Origin of the sequence: Stutzerimonas stutzeri (assembly GCF_024448955.1) — a bacterium.
Classification (GTDB): Bacteria; Pseudomonadota; Gammaproteobacteria; order Pseudomonadales; family Pseudomonadaceae; genus Stutzerimonas; species Stutzerimonas stutzeri_AQ.
Genome location: NZ_JAMOIH010000009.1, coordinates 99,479 through 122,667 on the forward strand (window position 1 = coordinate 99,479; position 23,189 = coordinate 122,667).

Sequence of the window (23,189 nt, forward strand, 5' to 3'; positions counted from 1 at the left end):
CGTTTCGTTCGCGACCGTGACGAACGTCCGCAGAACCTGGTGATGACAGGCTATTTTTTCATTGTGCCGCGTCAGTCGGCGGGCAAGCTGGCACACTGCTCGCCTGATCGTTCGCAAGGCGCACTGGCCGACGGAGGCACCGCATGACCGAGCTGAAACGGATACTCCACGTCGAGGACGATCCTTCCATACAGGCGGTGACGAAAGTCGCACTGGAAGCCATCGGCGGCTATCAGGTACGGTCCTGCTCGTCCGGCCTGCAGGCGCTGGAGGAGGTCGAAGAGTTCGATCCGCACTTCATTCTGCTCGATGTGATGATGCCCGGTATGGGCGGCGCCGAAACCCTGACCCGGCTCAGCGAGCGGATCGACCTGACTCAGGTACCGGTCGCCTTCATGACCGCCAAGGTCCAGCCGGGGGAAATAGAACATTTGCGCAAGCTCGGCGCGCGCGACGTGATTATCAAACCCTTCGATCCGATGCGCTTGGCCAGCCAGATTCGCGCGATCTGGGATTCCGGTCGCGCGTGAGTCGACGGCGTTCAGCCCTCAAACCAGTGAGACAGGTCAGCCAGATGGAGCCACCGAAAGCGATGCCGGCACCCTCGCCACCGCGCGAGCTGTCTCGACTCGCCGCGCTGTTGCGTTACGAGATTCTCGACACGCCGGATGAGTCCGCGTTCGACGATTTCACCCAGCTGGCCTCGCATATATGCGACACCCCTATCGCGCTGATCTCGCTGGTCGACGACCATCGTCAGTGGTTCAAGAGCCGTCTCGGTCTGGACGTCAGCGAAACCCCACGCGGCATTTCCTTCTGCACCCACACCATCGAAGGTGATGGTCTTTTCGAAGTCCATGATGCCCAACGGGACCAGCGTTTTCGCCACAACCCACTGGTGACCGGCGAGCCGCACATCCGCTTCTATGCCGGCGCGCCGCTGACCACGCCGGATGGCTACAACCTCGGCACCCTATGCGTGATCGACCGGCAACCGCGCCGCCTGAGCGAAGGCCAGCGCGACGCACTGATGCGCCTGAGCCGGCAGATCATGCGCTTGTTCGAAGAGCGTCTGCAGGGACACCGCTACGCCGAGCAGGCGGCGCTGCACCAGGCCCTGCTCAACAGCGCCGCCAGTGCGATGGTGCTGACCACCGCTGACGGCCGAATTTCGGGCGTCAACCCGACCGCCGAGCGCCTGTTCGGGTATTCCGAGCGGATGCTGATCGACCGTTCACTGACCACGGCACTGTTCCCGCTGGATGCCCTGGTCCGGCGCGCCGCCATTCTCAGCAACGAACTGGGTGAGACCGTCGAGCCGGGATTCGCCGTACTCATAGCGCCACTGCTCGAAGGGCGGCGTGAAATGCGTGAGTGGCGCCTGTTACACCGAAACGGCGACAGCGTGCCGGTGCTGCTGAACGTCTCGGCGATCCATGACGAACACGAACAGCTGCACGGTTATATCGTTAGCGCCTATGACTTGGCCCACCAGGAGAACCTGCAGCTACGTCTGCAGCAGATCGCCGCGCAGGTGCCGGGCCTGCTGTTCCAGTTCTGCTGGCGCCCCGACGGCAGCAGCTCGTTTCCCTATCTCAGCGAAGGACTCGAGGACATCTACGGATTGAGTGCCGCCGAAATGGCACCGAGCATCGCGCCGATCTATTCCCGGGTGCATCTGAATGATCGCGCGCGCGTGCTGGCGAGCATCCGGCATGCCGCCGCTACCCTGACGCCCTGGCATTTCGAGCACCGCATCGACCACCCGCGCAAAGGCGTCATCTGGGTCGAGGCGCGCGCCACGCCGATGCGCCAAGCGGATGGATCGGTGCTCTGGCACGGTCTGGTGACCGACATCACCGAGCGTAAGGCCGAGCAGACCGAACTGGACAAACAGCAGGAAATGAACCGGCGCCTGCTTGAAGCGCTGTCCGAAGCCGTCGTGGCCTGCGATGCCGAAGGCAACCTGACGCTGTTCAACAATACCGCGCGGCTCTGGCATGGCCTGGACGCAGCGCAGCTCTCCCCGGAACAGTGGCCGCAGTATTACCGCCTCTTTCAGGCGGACGGCGTGACGCCGATGCCCTATGACCAGGTCCCGCTGCTGCGTGCGCTGCGTGGCGAACGCATCCGCAACCAGGAAATGACGATCGTAGTGCACGGCACGGCCCGGCACGTGCTGGCCAATGCCGATCCGATGTTCGCATCCGACGGCCATCAGAATGGCGCGGTGGTGGTGCTGCACGACATCACCGAGCGCAAGCAGATCGAGATCCTGCAGCGCGACTTCGTCTCGACCGTCAGCCACGAGCTGCGCACGCCGCTGACCTCCATTACCGCCTCGCTGGGGCTGATCTGTGGCGAGATCGTCGGCGAGGTGCCCGAGCATTTGCAGGAGCTGCTGGACATCGCCCACCAGAACAGCAAGCGCCTGAGTGCGCTGATCGACGACCTGCTGGATATCGACAAGCTCTATGCCGGCAAGATGCGTTTCGAGATGCAGCGGCAGCCCTTGCAACCGTTGCTGGAGCAGGCGCTGCGCAGCAATCAGGGCTACGCCGAGAGCTACACTGTCAGCATTGAGTTGGGGAGCTGCCCAGCCGTGTCGATCGAGGTCGACACGATGCGTCTGGAGCAGGTATTGAGCAACCTGCTATCCAACGCCGCCAAGTATTCTCCGCCCGGCGAAACCATCGAGCTATGGGCCGAAACGGTCGATGATGCCAAGGTGCGTGTCAGCGTGCGCGACAAGGGGCCGGGGATCGCCGATACCTTCCGCGAGCGCATATTTAGCAAGTTCGCTCAGGCGGATTCGTCGGACACGCGCCAGCAAGGCGGCACCGGCCTTGGCCTGGCCATCAGCAAGGAGCTGATCGAGCATATGCACGGACAGATCGGTTTTGACTCGATACCCGGCGCAGGCGCCTGTTTCTGGTTCGAGTTGCCTTGCTATCCGCCGCAGGAGGCTCAGCCGTGAGGCCATTGCAGCGGATTCTCCACGTCGAGGATGTGCCATCCATTCAGGTGGTGACCCGCATCGCCCTGGAGAAGCTCGGCGGCTTCGAGGTGCTCAGCTGCGCGTCCGGGCAGGAGGCGCTGGCGCGAGCCCAACGGTTCGCCCCAGACATGATTCTGCTCGACGTGATGCTGCCGCAGATGGGCGGCCTGGAGCTGCTGCGCCAGCTCTCTTCATTGATCGATCTGCAGCACATACCGGTCGTGCTGCTGACCGGACAGCAGGAAGAGCCCGCCAGCCCTGCCGAGTTGCGCCAACTCGGCGTTCGCAAGCTGTTGAGAAAGCCCTTCGATCCCCTTCAACTGGCCACACAATTAAAAGAAGTATGGAATGCCGATTATGAGTGACAGCGCCCGCGAAGCGCTGCAAAGCCAATTGCAGGCGCTGAACGAGAAATTCGCCGAACGCCTGAGCGAAGAGCTGGCGGAGCTCGAGCACCTCGCCAAACAGCTGTCGCAAGCTGACGAGCCGGAGCAACACCGGCAGCGGATGCTCGACCTCCATGAACGCTTGCATCGCCTTGCCGGCACCGCGGGCACCTTCGGTTTTACTGCGCTGGGCCAGCGGTCACGGTTGCTGGAGCAGAGCGCGGACAGCTGGCTGCAAACCGCCAACCCCGATCCGCAGCTGCTTGTCGAGTTCGCCCAGGCAGTTCGCCAGCAGGCCACCGATGCACCGCTCAGCGACTCGGCCAGCACCCCGCTCGACCAGCCCGAAGCGCACGAACCGCCGGCCGCTCATCGCATCTACCTGCTCGAAAGCGATTCCGCGGCGGGACAGGAGATGTGCCAGACCCTCGGCAACTTTGGCTACGAAGTGCTGCTGTTTCAGGAAATCGCCTTGTTGCGAACGGCCATGAGCGGACAGGCGCCGGATGCCCTCATCATCAGCCGGCACGATGGCGAACTCGAGCAGGTGAGCGCACTGCAGCAGACCCTGGAAACGCCGCTGCCACTGCTGGTGATCGATCATCGCGAGGATTTCGCCAGCCAGTTGGCTGCCGTACGGGCGGGCGCAAAGGGCTACTTCACGCGCCCAGTGGATGTCACGCGGCTGGAGAATCGCCTCGAAAATTGTCTCAATCTACAGCTGAACGAGCCCTATCGCGTGCTTATCATCGACGACGACGTCGATCTGGCCGCTCGTTACAGCCTCGTACTGCGTAACTCGCAAATGCTGGTACAGACCCTGACCGATCCCGGCGAGCTGTTCGAGGTCATGCGCACGTTCAACCCGGAAATCCTCTTGCTCGACGTCAACATGCCCGAGCTCTCCGGCCCGGAGCTGGCGCAGATCATCCGCCTGAACGACGATTGGCTACGGGTGACCATCATCTATTTGTCGGCCGAAACCGACGTCAACCGGCAGATGGCGGCCTTGCTCAAGGCCGGCGACGATTTCATCACCAAACCCATCAGCGACAACGCGCTGATCGCCGCCGTGTTCTCCCATGCCCAGCGCGCGCGATCACTGAGCACAGCGCTTTCACGCGACAGCCTGACCGGACTGCTCAAGCACGCCGACATCAAGGAGCATGTGGCCCTGGAAGTGGAGCGCTCGCTGCGCAGCGGCAATCCCGCCAGCGTGGTGATGCTCGATCTCGATCACTTCAAGCAGGTCAACGACCAGTACGGCCATGCCGCCGGTGACAACGTGATCCGCTCGCTGGCCAATCTGATGCACCAACGGTTGCGCCGGATCGACAGCCTGGGCCGCTACGGCGGTGAAGAGTTCGTAGCGGTACTGCCCAATTGCACCGCGGAGCAGGCATGGCAGATATTCGACGAGATCCGCCAGCGCTTCGCGGAGCTGCGCTTCCACGCGGGCGAGCAGACATTCAACGTCACACTCAGCGCCGGCATCAGCGCCACCGATGGGCACGCCAGCGCCAGCACCTTGCTGGAGCACGCCGACCAGGCGCTCTACGCTGCCAAGCACAAGGGTCGCAACCGGATCGAAATCGCTCAGCCGAAGTGAGCGCTTCGCTGACAGGCCAAGCGAACGGCTGCATCGCGGTCGACTCTAACTACACTGGGTTGGGTATGTTCACGCCCAATGCGGCGAACCAATCGCCTCGACACCAACAACCGTTACCGGCGAAAGGAGCCCCGCTTTGCCTGCAAAGCCCGCGACAAGTTGGCACTCATTCGCTTTCCTGGTCGCTTTCGTTCTGCTCGCCGCGCTCGGCTGGCAAGGCAAGCGCAGTCAGGAAGCACTGCTGGAAGCCAACCAGTCGGTCAACCACAGCCTGGAAGTCATCACGGCTACCCAGGCGATACTGTCGTCGCTGCAGGATATCGAGACCGGCGTACGTGGCTTCGTTCTAACCGGCGAGCCCGACTATCTGGAACCCTACGAGCGCGGCCTGATGCAACTGGAGCAGCATCGCCGCAGGTTACAAATACTCTCCCGCGATCACATATACCCCGCCCCGCAATGGTTCGACCGGCTCGACGAAAGAATGGCCGATCGACTGACGATCGCCGCCGATAATATCCAGACGCGTCGTGATACCGATCTGCAAACCGCCGCCGCCTACCTCGCGCAAGCCGGGGGCAAAGAGGTCATGGACCAGCTCCGCGTCTTGCTCGCTGCGGTGGAACAACACGAGCGGCGTCGCCTCACCGAGGGCAGCCGCGCCGTAGCCGAAACCATCGAGCGTAACCGACAATTCGCACTGATCGGCAGCCTCCTGGTGGCCATCCTGTTCCTCGCTGCCATGTGGTCGGTCCAGCGCAATCTACGGCTGCGTCAAGCGCTGGCAGTCAAGGCGCAAGCCGGCGAGGCGCGCCTGGGCGCGCTGTTGCAAGCGATTCCGGACAACCTCTATGCCATCGACGACGAGCGCCGGGTGTCTGCCCTGTCCCAGCCGAGCGAAGGTCGTGGTCCATCGCCCGGTGCAATCGAGCCGCTGCTGGCAGGGTTACTGCCGCAGGCGGACGACATTTGCAAGCTGCGCCAGACGACTTGGTGCGAACACGAACAACAACGGACATTCGAGGTACGGCTGGCACCCACCGGACTTGGCGATCACCTGGCCATCGCCCGCGATATCACCGAACTGCAGCGCAGCCGAGACACACTCGAGGATCAGAAGGCCTACATGCGGCGGGTTGCCGATACCAATGAGAACCTGATTTTCGTACGCGACGAGCAGGGCCGTTTCGTGCTCTGCAACCGCGCGTTTTCCGCTCTGCTCGATCAATCGCCTGAAACCGTCGAGCAACGCCGGGCCGACGAGATTGCTGGCGCGCAGCTGTTGTTGCCGCTATTGCAGGGTGAAACCGAGCTGTTGAGCGGCGGCGGTGAGTTGCGCATCACCGAAGTGAGCGTCACCGATGTGCATGGCCAGGAGCGCTGGCTGCAGGTGGTCAAGCGGCCCATGACGATGACCAGCGGCGCCTGCCACATCGTGACCGTCGCGGTCGATATTTCGCTGCGCCGACGCGTGGAACAGATGAAGGGCGAGTTCATCTCCACGGTCAGCCATGAATTGCGCACACCGCTGACCGCCATTCGCGGCGCGCTGGGCATGCTGGTCGGCGGCGTGGCCGGCGAGATCGGCGAGGGCGCGCGGCCGTTGCTGGATATCGCGCACAAGAACAGCGAGCGCCTGGTACGCCTGATCAACGACATTCTCGATATCGAAAAGCTCGAAGCCGGGCACCTATCGTTCCACTACAGTCGCTGCGATATACGAGCGCTGGTAGAACAGGCCCTGCTGGATCTCAAGCCATACGGCGATGACTATGACGTTGTCCTGACGTTCGTGGTCCCGGACGACATCGGGCCGATCGAAGCGACCGTCGACCCGGACAGATTCGCTCAGGTGATGGCCAATCTGCTGTCCAATGCGATCAAGCACTCGCCTCGCGGCGGCGTGGTCAGCGTCGACTTGCATCGCGACGGCAGCGACCTGGAGATCGGTATCCAGGATCAGGGCCAGGGCATTCCGGAAAGCTTTCGCTCACGCATATTCGAACGCTTCGCCCAAGCCGATTCGTCCGATACGCGCAAGCGCGGCGGCACCGGGCTGGGGCTGGCGATCACCCGTTCGCTGGTGCAGCAGATGCACGGGCACATCGGCTTCGACTCGCAAGAGGGCCAGGGCACGCGGTTCTGGCTGCGACTGCCGTTGTCGGCGGAACCGCCCGCGAGCCCACCTACCGTACTGCAACCGCTACCGGCGACCGATATGCAGCGGTCCGCGGCGCGTATCCTGATACTCGAACCCGATGCGCCAGCTGCCGAACAGCTGGCCAATGCGCTGCAACAACACGGCTACTCGACCCTGATCGCCGAAACCGCCGCCCAGGCCCGCGACCTGCTGGCCGAATACAGCATCCAGGCACTGACCTTGAGCCCTGCGCTGAACGATGAGAACAGCATTGCCTTCCTGCACAATTTGCGCAGCCAGAGCGCCTATCGCCATCTGCCGGTGCTCATCGTCAGCCTGCAACCCCAGCGACGCGACAACGATGACGGCGCGCTGCGCGGCGGCGCGGTGGGCGTGATCGACTGGCTGCATAAGCCGATCGACCCGTCACGGGTAATGGATGTGGTGCGCGCCTGCCTCGACACCAACGGCACTCGCCCGCGGGTTCTGCACGTCGAAGACGACGAGGATCTGCGCGTGTTGCTGGCACGACAGATCGCACCCCTGGACATCGACCTGCTGGGTGCAGCGACCCTGGCCGAAGCCCGCGAGCGGATTGCCGCGCAACGCTACGACCTGGCGATCATCGACTTGATGCTGCCCGACGGTAACGGCAGCGAACTCTTCGATCAGCTGGCCCAAACCGTCCCACCCCCGCCGGTCATCATTTTTTCCGCGCTGGACTCGCCCGTGCATGACAGTCGCCTAGCGATGCGCCAGCTGATCAAATCGCGCCACGACGGCCACGAGTTGGCCAACCTTATCCAGCACATGCTTCAACACTGGCCATCTGGCCAAACTTCGGATTCTGACGAGGCCCACGCATGAGTGATTCCGGCACCCAGCGCATTCTGATGGTGGAGGACGAGGAGGACATCGCCTTCCTCATCCGTTTCATGCTCGAGCGGCACGGGTTCACCGTCGAACATGCTGCAGATGGTCGCCAGGCCATCGAGAAGATCACTGCCTCCGCGCCACCCGACCTGACCCTGATGGACATCATGCTGCCGTATCACGACGGCCTCGAACTGATCGAACGGCTGCGCGCTCAGCCTGGCTGGGAACGCGTGCCGGTGCTGATGCTGACCGCTAAGGCACGCGAAGTAGACATCGTCCGGGCGCTGGAACTCGGTGCCGATGACTATGTAACCAAGCCCTTCCAGCCGGAGGAACTGCTGGCGCGCATCCGCCGCCTGCTGAGGAGACCGCGATGAACCGATTGGCTCTGGCCTTCGCCGTCTCCCTGCTGCCATCGCTGGCGATCGCCGATCTCGCCACCGCCCAGCGCCAGGTCGAGGCGCAGCAGTTCGACGCCGCCGAGGCATCCCTGCAGGCTCATCTGGCAAGCGAGCCCGATGACAGCGAAGCGCAATTTCTGCTGGCGCGCGTGCACGCCTGGCGGGGCGCGCCCGAGCAGGCACTGCCGCTGTATGAGGGGCTGCTGCAGCGGGAACCAGACAACGCCGATTACCTGCTCGGTCAGGGCCAGGCGCTGCTTTGGGCCGGACGACCGCAGGCGGCATTGATCTCGCTGGAGCGGGCGGCGGAGACAGCGCCAGATTACGTCGAAGTCCAACAGGTGATGCAGCAGGCACGCGCCGCGCTGACCTCACCGGTTACCGCCACTGCGCCAGCTGCTACTGCGCCGACCCAGCGACGCCACGAACTCGAATTGTCGGCCCGCCAGGACTGGCTAGACAGCGGCTTCGACAACTGGCGCAGCCAGCGTCTGGACTACGCATCGACGCAGCCGGAAGGTTTGGGCTGGTACGGCGCGCTGCTGCGCGAACAACGTTTCGGCGAATGGGACCAGGGCGCAGAAGCCGGCGCGGTGATCCCCCTGGACGAAAACTGGACGCTGCAACCGGAGATCGGCTATCAGCCATCGCCTTACTTCCTGCCTGACTGGCACGCCGATGTCCGCCTGCAACGGCGCCTACCAGACGGCTTTCTCGGTGCCGCCAGCGTTCGGCGTACCGAGTACGAAACGACCCGAGTCGATCGTCTGGCTCTTAGCGCCGAGCGTTACTGGAATTCCTGGCGCGCCGGTTACACCCTGAACGTCACCGACGTGGCCAACGCAGGAACGCCGATCGGTCACGATCTGGCACTGGATTTCTACTACGCTGGGCTCAGCTATGCCGGCCTTCGCCTGACGGTCGGCGAGGAAGAAGCTGTCGAGGAACAGCAGCTGATTACCAGCGATGTGCGTGCCATCAGCCTGCAGGGCCGCCATTGGCTGGACCGCCACTGGGCGCTGACCTGGGAGCTCGGCCACCACCGCCAAGGTGACTACTACACGCGCCGTTGGCTGCAATTCGGCCTGCGTCATGCTTTCTGAGTTGGCGGCGAACTGCCCGACCTGGCTCTGCGAATCGCCGCGCCAGGCGTGGCGGGCGGTCTGGCCGGAAGATGCCATGCTGCAATTGGCGCTTTACTGTGCGCTAGGCTTGGCCGGGCTCACCTTGCTAGTGATGGTGCAGGTGCTGCTGCTGGGCGAGGTGGCCCGCCGGCGCTCAGCGCGACGGCACCAGTTCAACGACCAATGGCGCCCTTTCTTCGCCCTTTGCAGCCTCGGCGATACGCTGCCCGAGCCTTTGCCTGTGCTGCCACGCGGTCGCCAGCTGTGGTTTTTGCTGCAATGGAATCGCACCCAGCTGCAACTGCGCGGCGCGGCGCGGGAACGGATGAATCGTGCGCTGGTCGCGCTGGAGATGGACCGTAGGGCGCTGGCGCTGCTACGCGGGCGGGTGCGAAGCAAGCTGATCGGGCTGACCTGCCTGCGCCACCTGGCCGATCCGGGCCATTGGGAGGCGGTGCAGCCATTGCTCATGAGCCGCAACATGATCGTCTCGCTGACCGCGGCGCAGGCGCTGATCGCCATAGACGCCGTTCGGGCGATGCATCTGATCCTGCCCGCTGCCGCGACACGCCCGGACTGGGCACTGCCGCGTCTTGCCAGTCTCTGCCAGCAGGCCGGCGAACAGGCGGTCACCGCGCCATTGTTGATAACTCTGTCCAACTCTGACGGGCCGCGACGCGAGCGGCTAATCCCGCTGCTGGTTCATGGCGATCCACGCCATGCCGCACCCTGGGCACGTGCACGACTCGAAGAGGGCGCCGCGCCGGAGCAGCTGCAGATCGCATTGCGCTGCCTTTGCGAACTGGGCGATCCGCGTGACCGCTCCCTTCTGCTACACGCTCTCAGGCACAGCCACGCCGATGTTCGGCTGGGAGCACTGCAAGCGCTGCACAAGCAGGCGCGCGATGACGACAGCGAGCTGTTCCTGCCCCTGCTTGGCGATCGCAGCTGGTGGGTCCGTCAAACCGCTGCGGACTGTCTGGCAACGCTGCCACGCAACACGCCCGAACGGCTCCAGGCGCTGCTCGCGCAGGTGGGAGATCGCTACGGACAGGACGCACTGCGCCGTGCTATCGCCGAGGTGCGCCGATGAGCATCGACTGGCTGTGGTGGTTGCAGTTGGGCTTCATCCTCTACTTCCTGCTGCTCAACGGCATGTATCTGCTGCTCAACCTGCTGTCGATGGTCAGCCTGATGAGCTACATCCGTCAGCGCGCCGAAACCGGCGAGGCCGCGCCTTATCTCGGCGTTGAGCCTCCGGTTTCGGTGCTGATGCCCGCCTTCAACGAGGAAGCGACCATTCGCACTTCGGTTCGCTCGATGTTGCAGCTGCAGTACCCTGAGTTCGAAGTCGTGGTCATCAACGACGGTTCGAAGGACAACACGCTAGCCGTGCTTATCGAGGAATTCGAACTGGTCCCGCATCCCGAGCCGCTGCGCCAGGCCGTGGCCCATCAGCCGGTGCAGGCTATCTATCGCTCGCGGCGCTACGCCAATCTACGGGTAATCGACAAAGCCAACGGCGGCAAAGCCGACGCGCTGAATGCCGGCATCAATGCCGCGCGGCATGGCTTGTTCTGCGGCGTCGATGCCGATTCCATTCTCCAGCGCGACAGCCTGCTGCGCGTGGTCCAGCCCTTTCTCGAAGATGAGCGCACTGTCGCCGCCGGGGGCACCGTGCGCATCGCCAACGGCTCCGAAGTCCGCGGCGGCTTCCTGATCCGTGCCGGGTTGCCGAGCAACTGGCTGGCGCGCTTTCAGATCGTCGAGTATTTGCGCGCCTTTCTCTTCGGTCGCCTCGGCTGGTCACCCATGAACGCGGTGCTGATCATCTCCGGCGCCTTCGGCCTGTTTGACCGCGAACGGGTCATGGCTGTCGGCGGCTATCGCACCGACACCGTCGGCGAAGACATGGAATTGGTGGTGCGGCTGCATCGTTACCATCGCGAGCGACGCATTCCCTACCGCATCCGTTATTTGCCCGACCCGATCTGCTGGACTGAATGCCCGGAAGACATCGGCACCCTTGGCCGTCAGCGCAGCCGCTGGCAACGCGGGTTGGCAGAGAGTCTTGGCCGTCACGCGCGCCTCGCTTTCAGCTGGCGCGGGGGTACACCGGGATGGCTGGCCTGGCCGTTCATGGCACTGTTCGAATGGCTGGGACCGCTGATCGAGCTGGTCGGTTACGGCTTCATGATCGGCGGGTTCGTGTTTGGGGTCGTGTCTTATGCGGCACTGACAGCCTTCCTGCTGGTAGCGATCGGTATGGGCATTTTGTTGTCGGTGAACGGCCTGTTGCTGGAAACCATGTCGTTCCGCGTTTATGAGCGTCGACGCGACATGCTGCGGCTGTTCCTAATGGCCGTGCTGGAGAACTTCGGTTACCGCCAGCTCAACACCTTCTGGCGTTGCCGCGGGCTCTGGCAATGGTTCTCACGACGCAAGCATCAGTGGGGCGCGATGCGCCGCAGCGGTAGTTGGGGGCAGTAGAAAAACCAAAAAGGCGATGCGATCGTAGGGTGGATCACGCTTCACCGATCCACCAGGGCGGTGAATCAAGGCGGCGCGCAGAAAGTGGATGTGAAAAGCGACATCCACCCTACCTGTATCGTCAGAGTTTGATCCAGGTCGCCTTCAATTCGGTGTACTTGTCGAACGCATGCAGCGACTTGTCACGACCGTTGCCCGACTGCTTGAAGCCACCAAAGGGTGCGGTCATGTCGCCGCCATCGTACTGGTTGACCCAGACGCTGCCGGCCCGCAGTGCCTTGGCGGTCAGGTGCGCCTTGGACAAGTCCGAAGTCCACACCGCAGCGGCGAGACCGTACGGAGTGTCGTTGGCAATGGTCACAGCTTCGGCTGCCGTATCGAAGGTGATCACCGACAGCACCGGACCGAAGATTTCCTCCTGGGCGATCTTCATCGCGTTGCTCACGCCATCGAAGATGGTCGGCTCGACATACAACCCGCCGGTGTCTTCCAAAGTTCGTTGACCGCCGATCAGCACCTGCGCGCCGTCGTTGCGGCCGGCTTCGATGTAGCCGAGCACGGTATCGAGTTGCTGGGTATCGACCAGCGCGCCGACATTGGTCGCGGGGTCCAGCGGGTTGCCCGGCTGCCAGCCCTTGAGCGCCTCGACCACCATCGGCAGGAAGCGCTCCTTGACTGAACTTTCCACCAGTAGCCGCGAGCCGGCGGTGCAGACCTCGCCCTGGTTGAAGGCGATGGCGCTCGCTGCCGAGCGCGCCGCCGCTGCCAGGTCCGGTGCGTCGGCAAAGACGATGTTCGGGCTCTTGCCGCCGGCCTCCAGCCAGACGCGCTTCATGTTCGATTCGCCAGCGTAGATCATCAATTGCTTGGCGACCCGCGTGGAGCCGGTGAACACCAGCGTATCGACATCCATGTGCAGCGCCAGCGCCTTGCCCACGGTATGGCCGTAGCCCGGCAACACGTTGAGCACGCCGGCCGGAATGCCAGCCTCGATCGCCAGTTGCGCCACGCGGATCGCACTGAGCGGCGATTTTTCGGACGGCTTGAGCACCACCGAGTTACCGGTAGACAGCGCCGGGCCGAGCTTCCAGCAGGCCATCATCAGCGGGAAATTCCACGGCACGATGGCTGCTACCACGCCAACTGGCTCGCGAGTGACCAGGCCTAGCTGGTCGTGCGGAGTCGCCGCCACTTCATCGTAGATTTTGTCGATCGCCTCGCCGCTCCAGCGCAGCGCCCGCGCCGCGCCCGGAATATCCACACCCAGCGCATCGCTGATCGGCTTGCCCATGTCGAGGGTTTCCAGCAATGCCAGCTCCTCGGCATTAGCTTCAAGCAAGTCGGCGAAGCGGATCATCACCGCCTTGCGCTTGGCCGGCGCCAGGCGCGACCAGACACCCGATTCAAAAGCCATCCGCGCACTGAGCACGGCGCGGTCGGCATCGGCCTCGTCGCAGCTCGCCACTTGCGTCAGCACGCGCCCATCGACCGGGCTGATGCAATCGAAACTGGCGGCAGCACTGGATGCGGTGTATTCGCCCTGAATGAAGGCGCGGCCTTCGATGCGCAGGTCGCGGGCACGCTGTTGCCAATCGGCGAGTGTCAGGGTGGTCATGGGGCGTCCTCGGTAACAGTCGAATAATCAGAAAGGCACCCTAAACCAGCGGCGCCAGCCCTATCAATATTTTTTACGCAGGCGCGGATTTTGCCTTGTTTTGTTCGATTTATTAAACATAGACTCGCCGAAGCCGCTGTGCGTCTGCAATGACGTCGCGTTACAGCATAGTCGTCAAAACTGCCCTTCCGGAGCTAGTCATGGCTAACGATCTGCACCCCACCGCCTCTGCCGAACATTTCTGGATGCCTTTCACCGCCAACCGCCAGTTCAAGGGCAGCCCGCGCCTGCTGGAGCGCGCCGAAGGCATGTACTACACCGACAGCGACGGTCGGCAGGTGATCGATGGGACGGCTGGGCTTTGGTGCTGTAATGCCGGTCATGGGCGCCGGGAAATCACCGAGGCGGTGAGCCAGCAGATCGCTCAGATGGATTTCGCGCCGACTTTTCAGATGGGCCATCCGCTGCCCTTCGAGTTGGCCGAACGGCTGACACAAATCAGTCCGACGGGCCTGAACCGTGTGTTCTTCACCAACTCCGGGTCCGAGTCGGCCGACACCGCATTGAAAGTCGCCCTAGCCTATCAACGTGCTATCGGCCAGGGCAGCCGCACCCGGTTGATCGGCCGTGAGCTGGCCTATCACGGCGTCGGCTTCGGCGGCATTTCGGTCGGCGGCATGGGCAACAACCGCAAGGCGTTCGGCAATTCGCTGCTACCGGGCGTCGATCATCTGCCGCATACACTGGATCTGCAGCGCAACGCGTTCAGCCGTGGCCTGCCGCAACATGGCGCGGAGAAAGCCGATGAGCTGGAGCGGCTGGTCGCCCTGCATGGCGCAGAAAACATCGCCGCCGTAATCGTTGAACCCATGTCAGGCTCGGCGGGCGTGATATTGCCGCCGGTGGGCTATCTGCAGCGCCTGCGCGAAATCACCGCCAGGCACGGCATCCTGCTGATCTTCGACGAGGTGATCACCGGTTTCGGCCGCGTCGGCGAGGCCTTCGCCGCCCAGCGCTGGGGCGTCACGCCGGACATCATTACCTGCGCCAAGGGCCTGACCAACGGCGCGATTCCGATGGGCGCGGTGCTGGTTTCCGAACAGATCCACGATGCTTTCATGCAGGGCCCGGAAAGCGTCATCGAGTTCTTCCACGGCTACACCTATTCGGGCCACCCGGTCGCCTGCGCTGCGGCCCTGGCGACTCTGGAGATCTATCAGCGGGAAAATCTGTTTCAGAAGTCCATCGAGATAGAAGGCTACTGGCAGGACGCGCTGTTCAGCCTACAAGGCCTGCCGAACGTGACCGATATTCGCACCGTGGGCCTGGTTGGCGGCATCCAGTTCGCCACCCATGCCGACGGCGTTGGCAAGCGCGGCTACGAGGTGTTCCGCCAGTGCTTTGAAGACGGCCTGCTGGCCCGCGCCAGCGGCGATACCATCGCCTTGTCACCCGCGCTGATCGTCGAGCGCGAACACATCGACGCGATGATCGAACGCCTCGCCGATGCGATCCGCAAAGCCAGCTGAAAAAGCGGCACGCCAGAAACGAAAAAACCCGCCGAGTGGCGGGTTTTTCCTTCAAGGGCCGATCAATTACTTGATCTTGGCTTCCTTGTAGATCACGTGCTTACGCACGACAGGATCGTACTTCTTGATTTCGATCTTGTCGGGAGTAGTGCGCTTGTTCTTGTCGGTGGTGTAGAAGTGGCCGGTACCGGCGCTGGACACCAAACGGATCAGGTCACGCATGATAGTTCTCCTTAAACCTTTTCGCCGCGAGCGCGGAGTTCAGCCAGAACGGCGTCAATGCCGCGCTTGTCGATGACGCGCATGCCCTTGGCGGTCAGGCGCAGACGTACGAAGCGGTTCTCGGACTCGACCCAGAAGCGGTGATGCTGCAGGTTCGGAAGAAAACGACGACGGGTTTTGTTGTTCGCGTGGGAAATATTGTTCCCGGTTACCGGACCCTTACCGGTAACTTGACAGACTCTCGACATGCCTCAGCCCTCTAAAACCACATGCCCAACCCGGCATGGGTTGGCCGCTTGAATTCACTTGTCTTTCGGCGCTCAGCGCCACGTTTCATTGGGGTCTTACCGGCTACGCGGCAAGCGAAGAAACCGGGCCCCTAGAAAAGAGCGCTGCTTTATATCAGAAAGCCCCCGGAGCAACAAGCGCGGAGTGACTTTTCCGTACCGGCTCATGCAGCCTTCAAGCGCTCACAGGCCGGCATCTCACGACATGCAGCGATGCACCGTTCGTCGCCTGTTATCCGGTGCCGGCGCAGTAAATGGAGTTCCAGCACGCTACGCGCCTGCTTGCACAAAGCCTCACGGCAGCAACTTGAGCAAGCAAAACAGCGAACCATTGTTTTACTGTGCAGAACACAAGCTCGTTTTATTCGACTACTATGAAACAACGCCATCCACAGCAAGGCGGACTGAGCGCACTGCCAGCCATCAGGGCGATCTGCTATCGTTCGCGCCCGCTGCCACCAACAGACAGACCGACATCACCATGAGCGACGCTGAAGACATCGAGAACCCCAAGGACCGTAAGTTCGTCGAGGCCCTGTCTCGCGGGTTGGACGTACTGCGCGCCTTCACCCACGGCTCGGTGGTGATGGGCAACCAGGACATCGCACGCATCACCGGGCTGCCCAAGCCTACGGTGTCGCGCATGACCTATACCCTGACCAAGCTCGGCTACCTCAGCTACTCGCAGCAACTGGAGAAGTATCAACTCGACTCCGGCGTGCTGGCCTTGGGTTATGCCTACGTGTCCAATCTGCGTGTGCGCCAGCTGGCCAAGCCGTACATGGACGAGTTCTCCCGACGCACCAATACATCCGTAGGGCTGACCTGCCGCGACCGACTGTCGATGATCTACATCGAGAACTGCCGCCCCGCCGAGGTTTCGACGCTGCGCATGGATGCCGGTGTTCGCCTGCCGCTGGCCACCACCGCAGCGGGCCGGGCCTTTCTCGCCGCCACGCCGGAAAAGGAGCGTGAGCACCTGATGGCAGCGCTGGAAACCAAGTACGGCGAAGGCTGGCCAGCGATGAAGCAGTCGCTGGAAGTGTCCTTCGAGGAATTCCGCCAGCATGGGTTCTGCCTGTCTCTGGGCGACTGGGACCGCAACGTTAAAGCCGCTGGCGTGCCGCTGCACCTGGCCGATGGCAGCGTCATGGCGCTGACCTGCGGCGCCCCGTCGTTCCAACTCAGCGAAGAAACCCTCAGAGGCTCGCTGGCTCATCAGCTGGAAATGCTGGCTCGCGATATCGAGAGCCTCGGCGTCTGACCTGGGCCGACGCGCTTTTTAGGCCTTGACGCTCGCCCAGGCAATCTCGGCGAGCAGTTCGCGACAATCGGCCAGGGCGGTGCGTGAACGCCCGGCCAGCCAATTGCGCGCCATGTCGTGACAGGGTCCGATCACCACCGCCAGAAAGCAGTCGCCCGGCATTCGGCGAAAGGCGCCGCTTTCACGGTGGCGACGCAGGATCGCACCGACCCGCTCGCCATGGCCGCGATTGACCTCTCGCAACCGCTCACCCATCTCCCCCGCCTCGACCCTGCCACGGTTGTGTAGAACGAAGCGCGCCCAGTTCGGGTTCTCCACCACCCAGTCGATGTAGCTGGTGACGAACAGCTTGATGCAGGCTTCGGCATCCAGCGTCTCGATCAGCCCTGCTTCCAGCAACGCGGCGTACTCACCGATGCCTTCGAGATAAAGCGCGGCGATGATCCGCTCGCGGTTGCCGAAATGGTGATAAAGGCTGCCGATGCTGGCGCCGGAGCGATCGCGGATCATCTCGATGGTCGTGGCTTCCACGCCGTGTTCGGTGAAGCAAGCCAGCGCGGCCTGAAGGATTTCCTGTTTGCGGCTGCTACGGGCCATTCGGACTCCATTTAGAATATTTTTCTAGAAATACTTTCTGCCGCTCGTATACTGCGCCGATCCAGGCCATACGAAAAGACGGAGAACAAACATGGCGACGATACAGGCTGAGGCACGCACCCTCGACAACGGCAACGGTCATCAGATTTCCAGCTACTGGTACCACCCAGCCGGCACGCCACGTGGTGCCGTACTGATCGCACCGGCAATGGGCGTTAAGCAGCGCTTCTATGCCGACTTCGCCGGCTGGCTCGCCGAGCAAGGGTTTCTGGCGGTCACCTTCGACTACCTCGGCATGGGCCTGTCCCGCCAGGTTCCACTGCGCCAGCTCGACGTGGACGTGCTCGACTGGGCTCGCCATGACGGTAGCGCGGTACTGGCGAAGGTCACCGAAGCGGCTGGAAGCCTGCCGCTGTACTGGATCGGCCATAGCGTCGGTGCGCAGATCCTCCCCTTAGTGAAGGGGCATGAGCGGCTCACCCGCATCGTTACCATCGCCGCCGGTAGCGGTTACTGGCGAGAGAACAGCCCACAGATTCGTCGCAAGGCCTGGTTCCTCTGGCATGGCCTGGCGCCGGTGCTCACCGCGCTGGCCGGATATTTCCCCGGTGGTCGCATTGGCGCGGTCGGCGACCTGCCCGCCGGGGTGATCCGTCAGTGGCGCCGCTGGTGCCTGCATCCCCAATATCTGGTCGGCGTCGAGGGCGAGCCCGTGCGCCGCGCCTTCGACGCCGTGCGAACACCGCTGACGTCGCTGTCGTTCACCGACGACGAGATGATGTCGGCACGCAACACTGAGTCGTTGCACGGTTTCTATACATCCGCGCCGAAAAACCTTTACCGAATCGCTCCAAGCGAAATCGGCGTGGCTCGCATCGGTCACTTCGGCTTTTTCCGTAAGTCCTTCGAACCAACTCTGTGGCTACGCTGGTTGTTGCCGGAGCTGGCGTCTGAGGAAAGCCGAACGGTGGCCTAACGCAGCAAAACAGATGTTTTGCACTGCGGAACTACACGACCATATTTCGAAACATATATAGGGCTTATCGAACTTGCCGGATGGCTGAACTCCGACGACATTGAGGTGGGCTGATTACAGCGATCCCATCAATTCGGAGCCTGCCATGGACAACAACAATAATGGCTACCCCTCGAGCACCCGCGCCTGGGTAACGGTCGCGATTCTGATGCTCGCCTACGTCCTGTCCTTCGTCGACCGGCAGATTCTCAACCTGCTGGTCGAGCCGATCCGCCGCGATCTGGACATCACCGACACCCACATGAGCCTGCTGATGGGCTTCTCCTTCGCGGTGTTCTACACCATCTGCGGCGTGCCGATCGGGCGCCTGGCCGATCGCAAGAGCCGCCGCGGCATCATCGCCGTTGGCGTGCTGGTCTGGAGCCTGATGACCGCGCTGTGCGGCACCGCCCGGACGTTCTGGCAGTTCCTCGTGTTCCGTATCGGCGTGGGCGTCGGCGAGGCCGCGTTGTCGCCCTCGGCCTACTCACTGATCGCTGACAGCTTCCCGCCCAAGCTGCGCGGCACGGCGATGAGTGTTTACTCGATGGGTATCTACATTGGCTCGGGCCTGGCCTTCCTGCTCGGCGGTCTGGTGGTCAAATTCGCCTCGGCCCAGGGCGATGTGCTCCTGCCGGTCCTCGGCATGGTTCGCCCGTGGCAGCTGATCTTCCTCGTGCTCGGCGCTGCCGGGGTGTTGTTCACCGCCGTCCTGCTGCTGATCCGCGAACCGTCGCGTAAGGGCGTCGGCGCCGGCGTCGAGGTGCCGCTAAGCGAAGTGGCCGGCTATATCCGCCAGAACCGACGCACCGTGCTTTGCCACAACTTCGGCTTCGCCTGCCTGGCCTTTGCGGCCTATGGCAGCTCGGCGTGGATCCCGACCTTCTTCATCCGCACCTACGGTTGGTCCGCCAGCGACGTGGGCGTGCTCTACGGCTCGGTGGTGGCGGTAGCCGGCTCGCTGGGCATCATCGCCGGCGGGCGGCTGTCCGATCTGCTGCACCGCCGCGGTTATCGGGACGCGCCGCTGCGCGTGGGAATCATCTCCGCCGCGCTGACGCTGCCGCTCAACCTCGCCTACCTGGCTGGCACTGGCGAACTGGCGCTGGCCTTGATTGCCCTGCATGTTTTCACCATCGCCATGCCCTTTGGGGTCGGCCCGGCGGCGATCCAGGAAATCATGCCCAACTCCATGCGCGGCCAGGCCTCGGCGGTGTACCTGTTCGTCATCACCATGGTCGGCCTCGGCATCGGCCCGACGGCAGTGGCGCTGGGCACCGACTTCGTCTTCGGCGACGACAACGCCCTGCGCTACTCGCTGCTGATCGTCACCGGCATCGCTCTGGTCGGCGCGATCATCCTGCTCGGCATGGGATTGAAGCACTATCGCGGCAGCCTGGACCGGCTGCAGGAGTGGAAGCCGCAAGGATCGGGAGGGGCAGTACAGCCCGCCTGAGCAAGCCTCCAGTAGACAATCCGGCCAGTCGCTGGCCGGACGTCCCCTCTATCGGCCACCCAGCCCCGCCAGCACTTCGCGGAAGCTGGCCAAGCCGGCCTCGATGTTCTCGATAATCTCCTCGGCCAGATCATCCGGCTCGGGCAGGTTATCCAGATCGGCCAGCGTCTTGTCCTTCAGCCAGAAGATATCCAGGCTGGTCTTGTCGCGGGCGAGAATCTGATCGATACCGTACTTGCGCCAGCGGCCGTCGGGGTTGTCCGATTCGTGCCAAGTTTCTTGCCGGTTCTGGCGATTCGCCGAGTTGTAGCAGCTGATGAAGTCCTGAAGATCCTCGAAGCGCAGCGGCTTCTTCTTCAACGTGTGGTGAACGTTGGTGCGGTAGTCATAGAACCAGACCTCCCGCGTCCAGGGCGTCTTGCTCGCCGGATGGTTATCGAAGAACAGCACGTTCGCCTTGACGCCCTGCGCGTAAAAAATCCCGGTCGGTAACCGCAGGATGGTGTGCAGCTCGGTGGTTTCCAGCAAGCGCTTGCGCACGGTCTCACCCGCGCCGCCCTCGAACAACACGTTATCCGGCACCACCACGGCCGCGCGCCCCGTGCTCTTGAGCATGCTGCGAATGTGCTGTACGAAGTTGAGCTGCTTGTTCGAGGTGGTGGTCCAGAAGTCCTGACGGTTGTAGGTCAGGTCATCCTTCTCCTGCTCACCTTCGGCATTGGTGAAGCTCATCGAGCTCTTCTTGCCGAACGGCGGGTTGGCCAGCACGTAGTCGAAATGCTGGTCGCTCTCTGCGATTAGCGAGTCGTTGGGGGAAATACTGCTTTCACCGTCGATCTCGCCGATGTTGTGCAGCAGCATGTTCATCAGGCAAAGCCGCCGCGTGCTGGCGACGATCTCGTTACCGAAGAAGGTGTGATTCTTCAGGAAATCCTTCTGCGCCTTGTCCAGGTTCGGGTTGGCCGCGAGAAAATCGTACGCCGCGAGGAAGAAACCGCCGGTGCCGCAGGAAGGATCGGCAATGGTCCGGTTCGGCTCTGGGCGCATACACTCGACCATGGTGCGAATCAGCGCGCGCGGGGTGAAGTACTGGCCGGCACCGGACTTGGTGTCCTCGGCATTCTTTTCCAGCAGGCCTTCATAGATATCGCCTTTGACGTCAGCGCCCAACGTGACCCACTTTTCATCGTCGATCATCGCTACCAAGCGGCTGAGCTTGGCTGGATCCTGAATCTTGTTCTGCGCCTTGGTGAAGATCTGCCCGAGGATGCCCGGCATGCCGCCCAACACCAGCAGCGTCTTGACGTAATGCACCTCCAGCTCAGCGCCGCGCTTTTCCTTCAATTTTTTCCAGGCGCAGCCCTCGGGAATGCCGATGTCGCGGTTGTAGGGCGCCTGGCTGTACTCATCGGCCATCTTGAGGAAGATCAGGTAGGTCAGCTGCTCCAGGTAATCGCCATAGCTGACGCCATCGTCGCGCAGCGTTGTGCAGAAGCTCCAGACCTTGGAGATGATTGCGTGGGTGTTGCTACTCATGGTGACTGTCCTGCTGAGCGAGATGCGCCTGCCCGGCGGGCGTGAGGCGATATGTTTGCAGCCGGCTATTGGGTTTTTCCGGCAAGGTGTATTCGATGAGGTTTTCCGTCAGGAGCTGGCGCACCGCCTGGTTGAGCGGTCCGGAGACGCTGCGCTGGCCGAGCGCGCGTGACAACGCCGCCTTGCTCAGAGCGCCGCTCTGCAGACAACGCAGGACCCGCAGTTGCAGCGACTCTGGCTGTGACTCTGGCTGTGACTCTGGCTGTGACTCTGGCTCTGCCCAAGGGCTGGGCTCCCGGATGATCATGCCTTTGTCCGACAAATCTGGCCTGTAGGGCAGCATCAGCGTCACGCGAAAGATCGATTCCTCACTGAGGATCGGGTCCTGCCCGCCAAAGGCGCGGGCGTATTTGAACAGGTTGCGCACGCCGGAACCCAGTTCCTCGGCCCACTGCATCTCGCGGAACACCCGGGCGATGGCCGGGTTCTTCGGCGAAGGCGCGAAATCATCCGGGCGCAGCAGGCCCAGGCCGTGAGGGTTGTTGCTGTTTTCCGTGGTCACCCGATCACGCTGGATGATCAGCTTGGCTGGAAACGGGTTGAGGTATTCACGGTGAATCAGCAGGTTGGCCACCACTTCGCGAAAGATCCGCTCACGCAGGCTGACACGCTGGTTGCCCTCCAGATAAAAGGGATCGGCGACGTGCTTGTTCACGAAGGCCATCAGCCGGTCGTAGCTTTCCAGCAGGTTGGTGCGGATATCGTCGCGGTCGTCGTAACGGTCGAGGTCCTTCACCCGCAGAATGGCATCGGTGCGGTGATGCGGCACCACGCCCAGCGCCACCTCGTCGCGACCGAACAGCAGCGCGCCGGCCATGGAAATGCCCTCCTCCCCGGTCTGGTAATCGCGCTGATACAGGCGGGCGCTTTTCAGCAGCTCCAGATCATCCAACTCGGCCCAGGGGTGACCGCTGCGCTGCAGCCGCACGTTATGCCGCACCCGCTCGATCAGGTCGTTGCGCAGGTCATCCAGGCGGAGGAACGGAAAGATGCGGTTCTCGCTGTAGCTGACCTGTTTGCGCAGGTACAGCTCGGCAATCAGCTGCGACCGGCCGGTGATATCGAAGTCGCCGTCCTCGTTGCGGCTGAAGATTCGGCCATTGCAGCTGTGAACCTGGGAGCTTTCCGGCACGCTCAATACCAGCAACACCTGCCCGTCCAGCTCAACCTGCTCGGGCACCAACGGCATCGGCGGGTTGATCTTCTGCGGGTTGTGCAGCGTATTGGCGAGGTCCTTGCGCATTTGCGCCAAGGCCTCGGGCGCGATGCCAGTCACCTGACCATCATCCGCCGCGCCCAGTATCAGCGTGCCGCCGCGCTGGTTGAGAAAGGCGCAGATGGTTTCGTAGATATCGCGATTCAGTGCCTCGCGGGCACGCTTGAACTCGACCGTCAGGCCTTCACCGTCACGTAGTAGGCGCGCCAGATGTTCAGGCGTCACGGCAAAACCTCCGCGGCGGGGTACGCACGCAAACCCTGTAGGAGCGAGGGGGACGCCTAGTCCTTGCTCGCGATGCTTTTGCGCTGTGGCGAATCGCGAGGCCGCAGCAGTTCCCTACCACTGCCGGCACTTCCCACATCCCT

19 protein-coding genes are annotated in these 23,189 nt (G+C 62.8%); 13 read left to right on the forward strand and 6 right to left on the reverse strand.

Annotated elements, in window-relative coordinates:
- Positions 1 to 143: 143 nt before the first annotated feature.
- From NA645_RS11510 to NA645_RS11550, 9 genes are all read left to right on the forward strand, one after another.
- Positions 144 to 530 carry a response regulator gene (locus tag NA645_RS11510; RefSeq protein ID WP_131649078.1) on the forward strand — a complete coding sequence of 129 codons (387 nt, stop codon included), beginning with the start codon at positions 144 to 146 and terminating at the stop codon, positions 528 to 530.
- Positions 531 to 574: 44 nt separating this feature from the next.
- The gene (locus NA645_RS11515) at positions 575 to 2,977 is read left to right on the forward strand and encodes a PAS domain S-box protein (protein WP_256048924.1); all 2,403 of its coding nucleotides are present in this window, start codon (positions 575 to 577) and stop codon (positions 2,975 to 2,977) included.
- Positions 2,974 to 3,363 (forward strand): response regulator, encoded by a 390-nt coding sequence (locus NA645_RS11520; RefSeq protein WP_256048925.1) that lies wholly within the window; start codon positions 2,974 to 2,976, stop codon positions 3,361 to 3,363. The genes NA645_RS11515 and NA645_RS11520 overlap by 4 nt, the downstream gene beginning before the upstream one ends.
- Positions 3,356 to 4,993: a diguanylate cyclase gene (locus NA645_RS11525; RefSeq protein WP_256048926.1), complete on the forward strand. Its 1,638-nt coding sequence runs from the start codon at positions 3,356 to 3,358 to the stop codon at positions 4,991 to 4,993. The genes NA645_RS11520 and NA645_RS11525 overlap by 8 nt, the downstream gene beginning before the upstream one ends.
- Before the next feature lie 136 nt (positions 4,994 to 5,129).
- A complete protein-coding gene (locus tag NA645_RS11530; protein ID WP_256048927.1) occupies positions 5,130 to 8,000 on the forward strand; it encodes a CHASE3 domain-containing protein in 2,871 nt (956 codons plus the stop codon).
- Positions 7,997 to 8,386, forward strand: a complete 390-nt coding sequence (locus tag NA645_RS11535) for a response regulator transcription factor (protein ID WP_256048928.1) — start codon at positions 7,997 to 7,999, stop codon at positions 8,384 to 8,386. Before NA645_RS11530 ends, NA645_RS11535 begins: the two co-directional genes overlap by 4 nt.
- On the forward strand, positions 8,383 to 9,513 hold the full coding sequence (locus NA645_RS11540) for a YaiO family outer membrane beta-barrel protein (protein WP_256048929.1): 1,131 nt from the start codon (positions 8,383 to 8,385) through the stop codon (positions 9,511 to 9,513). The genes NA645_RS11535 and NA645_RS11540 overlap by 4 nt, the downstream gene beginning before the upstream one ends.
- Positions 9,503 to 10,627, forward strand: coding sequence for a HEAT repeat domain-containing protein (locus NA645_RS11545; RefSeq protein WP_256048930.1), 1,125 nt, complete (start codon positions 9,503 to 9,505; stop codon positions 10,625 to 10,627). The genes NA645_RS11540 and NA645_RS11545 overlap by 11 nt, the downstream gene beginning before the upstream one ends.
- Positions 10,624 to 12,024 carry a glycosyltransferase family 2 protein gene (locus NA645_RS11550; protein ID WP_256048931.1) on the forward strand — a complete coding sequence of 467 codons (1,401 nt, stop codon included), beginning with the start codon at positions 10,624 to 10,626 and terminating at the stop codon, positions 12,022 to 12,024. The genes NA645_RS11545 and NA645_RS11550 overlap by 4 nt, the downstream gene beginning before the upstream one ends.
- A 121-nt stretch (positions 12,025 to 12,145) precedes the next feature.
- On the opposite strand, the gene NA645_RS11555 is transcribed toward NA645_RS11550, so the two are convergent.
- Positions 12,146 to 13,639: an aldehyde dehydrogenase gene (locus NA645_RS11555; RefSeq protein ID WP_256048932.1), complete on the reverse strand. Its 1,494-nt coding sequence runs from the start codon at positions 13,637 to 13,639 to the stop codon at positions 12,146 to 12,148.
- A 200-nt stretch (positions 13,640 to 13,839) separates the two neighbouring features.
- Here NA645_RS11555 and NA645_RS11560 point away from each other — a divergent pair, with 200 nt between their 5' ends.
- Entirely contained in the window at positions 13,840 to 15,168 is a 1,329-nt protein-coding gene (locus NA645_RS11560) for an aspartate aminotransferase family protein (RefSeq protein WP_256048933.1), read from the forward strand.
- 66 nt (positions 15,169 to 15,234) lie between these two features.
- Here the strand turns inward: NA645_RS11560 and rpmG are convergent, their stop codons facing one another.
- Complete coding sequence (gene rpmG, locus NA645_RS11565) at positions 15,235 to 15,390, reverse strand: 50S ribosomal protein L33 (protein ID WP_014854577.1); 156 nt, start codon at positions 15,388 to 15,390, stop codon at positions 15,235 to 15,237.
- An 11-nt stretch (positions 15,391 to 15,401) separates the two neighbouring features.
- Positions 15,402 to 15,638, reverse strand: coding sequence for a 50S ribosomal protein L28 (rpmB, locus tag NA645_RS11570; protein ID WP_019339373.1), 237 nt, complete (start codon positions 15,636 to 15,638; stop codon positions 15,402 to 15,404).
- A gap of 520 nt (positions 15,639 to 16,158) precedes the next feature.
- Here rpmB and NA645_RS11575 point away from each other — a divergent pair.
- Positions 16,159 to 16,941: an IclR family transcriptional regulator gene (locus tag NA645_RS11575; protein WP_256048935.1), complete on the forward strand. Its 783-nt coding sequence runs from the start codon at positions 16,159 to 16,161 to the stop codon at positions 16,939 to 16,941.
- An 18-nt stretch (positions 16,942 to 16,959) separates the two neighbouring features.
- Here NA645_RS11575 and NA645_RS11580 read toward each other — a convergent pair whose 3' ends face one another.
- Complete coding sequence (locus NA645_RS11580) at positions 16,960 to 17,538, reverse strand: TetR/AcrR family transcriptional regulator (protein WP_256048936.1); 579 nt, start codon at positions 17,536 to 17,538, stop codon at positions 16,960 to 16,962.
- Between the two features lie 91 nt (positions 17,539 to 17,629).
- Between NA645_RS11580 and NA645_RS11585 the strand changes: the two genes are divergently transcribed.
- Both NA645_RS11585 and NA645_RS11590 read left to right on the forward strand, forming a co-directional pair.
- A complete protein-coding gene (locus NA645_RS11585; protein WP_256048937.1) occupies positions 17,630 to 18,514 on the forward strand; it encodes a serine aminopeptidase domain-containing protein in 885 nt (294 codons plus the stop codon).
- A 145-nt stretch (positions 18,515 to 18,659) separates the two neighbouring features.
- Positions 18,660 to 20,009 carry a spinster family MFS transporter gene (locus NA645_RS11590; protein WP_256048938.1) on the forward strand — a complete coding sequence of 450 codons (1,350 nt, stop codon included), beginning with the start codon at positions 18,660 to 18,662 and terminating at the stop codon, positions 20,007 to 20,009.
- 48 nt (positions 20,010 to 20,057) lie between these two features.
- Here the strand turns inward: NA645_RS11590 and NA645_RS11595 are convergent, their stop codons facing one another.
- Positions 20,058 to 21,545 carry an HsdM family class I SAM-dependent methyltransferase gene (locus NA645_RS11595; protein WP_256048939.1) on the reverse strand — a complete coding sequence of 496 codons (1,488 nt, stop codon included), beginning with the start codon at positions 21,543 to 21,545 and terminating at the stop codon, positions 20,058 to 20,060.
- A complete protein-coding gene (locus NA645_RS11600) occupies positions 21,538 to 23,046 on the reverse strand; it encodes an RNA-binding domain-containing protein (protein ID WP_256048940.1) in 1,509 nt (502 codons plus the stop codon). The genes NA645_RS11595 and NA645_RS11600 overlap by 8 nt, the downstream gene beginning before the upstream one ends.
- Between the last annotated feature and the right edge of the window lie 143 nt (positions 23,047 to 23,189).

Bases quoted from the DNA above. Each gene is read 5' to 3' on its own strand.
- NA645_RS11545 (WP_256048930.1), top strand. From the start codon at position 9,503: ATGCTTTCTGAGTTGGCGGCGAACTGCCCGACCTGGCTCTGCGAATCG.
- NA645_RS11560 (WP_256048933.1), top strand. From the start codon at position 13,840: ATGGCTAACGATCTGCACCCCACCGCCTCTGCCGAACATTTCTGGATG.
- NA645_RS11515 (WP_256048924.1), top strand. From the start codon at position 575: ATGGAGCCACCGAAAGCGATGCCGGCACCCTCGCCACCGCGCGAGCTG.
- NA645_RS11575 (WP_256048935.1), top strand. From the start codon at position 16,159: ATGAGCGACGCTGAAGACATCGAGAACCCCAAGGACCGTAAGTTCGTC.
- rpmG (WP_014854577.1), bottom strand. From the start codon at position 15,390: ATGCGTGACCTGATCCGTTTGGTGTCCAGCGCCGGTACCGGCCACTTC.
- NA645_RS11580 (WP_256048936.1), bottom strand. From the start codon at position 17,538: ATGGCCCGTAGCAGCCGCAAACAGGAAATCCTTCAGGCCGCGCTGGCT.
- NA645_RS11585 (WP_256048937.1), top strand. From the start codon at position 17,630: ATGGCGACGATACAGGCTGAGGCACGCACCCTCGACAACGGCAACGGT.
- NA645_RS11525 (WP_256048926.1), top strand. From the start codon at position 3,356: ATGAGTGACAGCGCCCGCGAAGCGCTGCAAAGCCAATTGCAGGCGCTG.
- NA645_RS11590 (WP_256048938.1), top strand. From the start codon at position 18,660: ATGGACAACAACAATAATGGCTACCCCTCGAGCACCCGCGCCTGGGTA.
- NA645_RS11535 (WP_256048928.1), top strand. From the start codon at position 7,997: ATGAGTGATTCCGGCACCCAGCGCATTCTGATGGTGGAGGACGAGGAG.
- NA645_RS11510 (WP_131649078.1), top strand. From the start codon at position 144: ATGACCGAGCTGAAACGGATACTCCACGTCGAGGACGATCCTTCCATA.
- rpmB (WP_019339373.1), bottom strand. From the start codon at position 15,638: ATGTCGAGAGTCTGTCAAGTTACCGGTAAGGGTCCGGTAACCGGGAAC.
- NA645_RS11540 (WP_256048929.1), top strand. From the start codon at position 8,383: ATGAACCGATTGGCTCTGGCCTTCGCCGTCTCCCTGCTGCCATCGCTG.
- NA645_RS11555 (WP_256048932.1), bottom strand. From the start codon at position 13,639: ATGACCACCCTGACACTCGCCGATTGGCAACAGCGTGCCCGCGACCTG.
- NA645_RS11595 (WP_256048939.1), bottom strand. From the start codon at position 21,545: ATGAGTAGCAACACCCACGCAATCATCTCCAAGGTCTGGAGCTTCTGC.
- NA645_RS11550 (WP_256048931.1), top strand. From the start codon at position 10,624: ATGAGCATCGACTGGCTGTGGTGGTTGCAGTTGGGCTTCATCCTCTAC.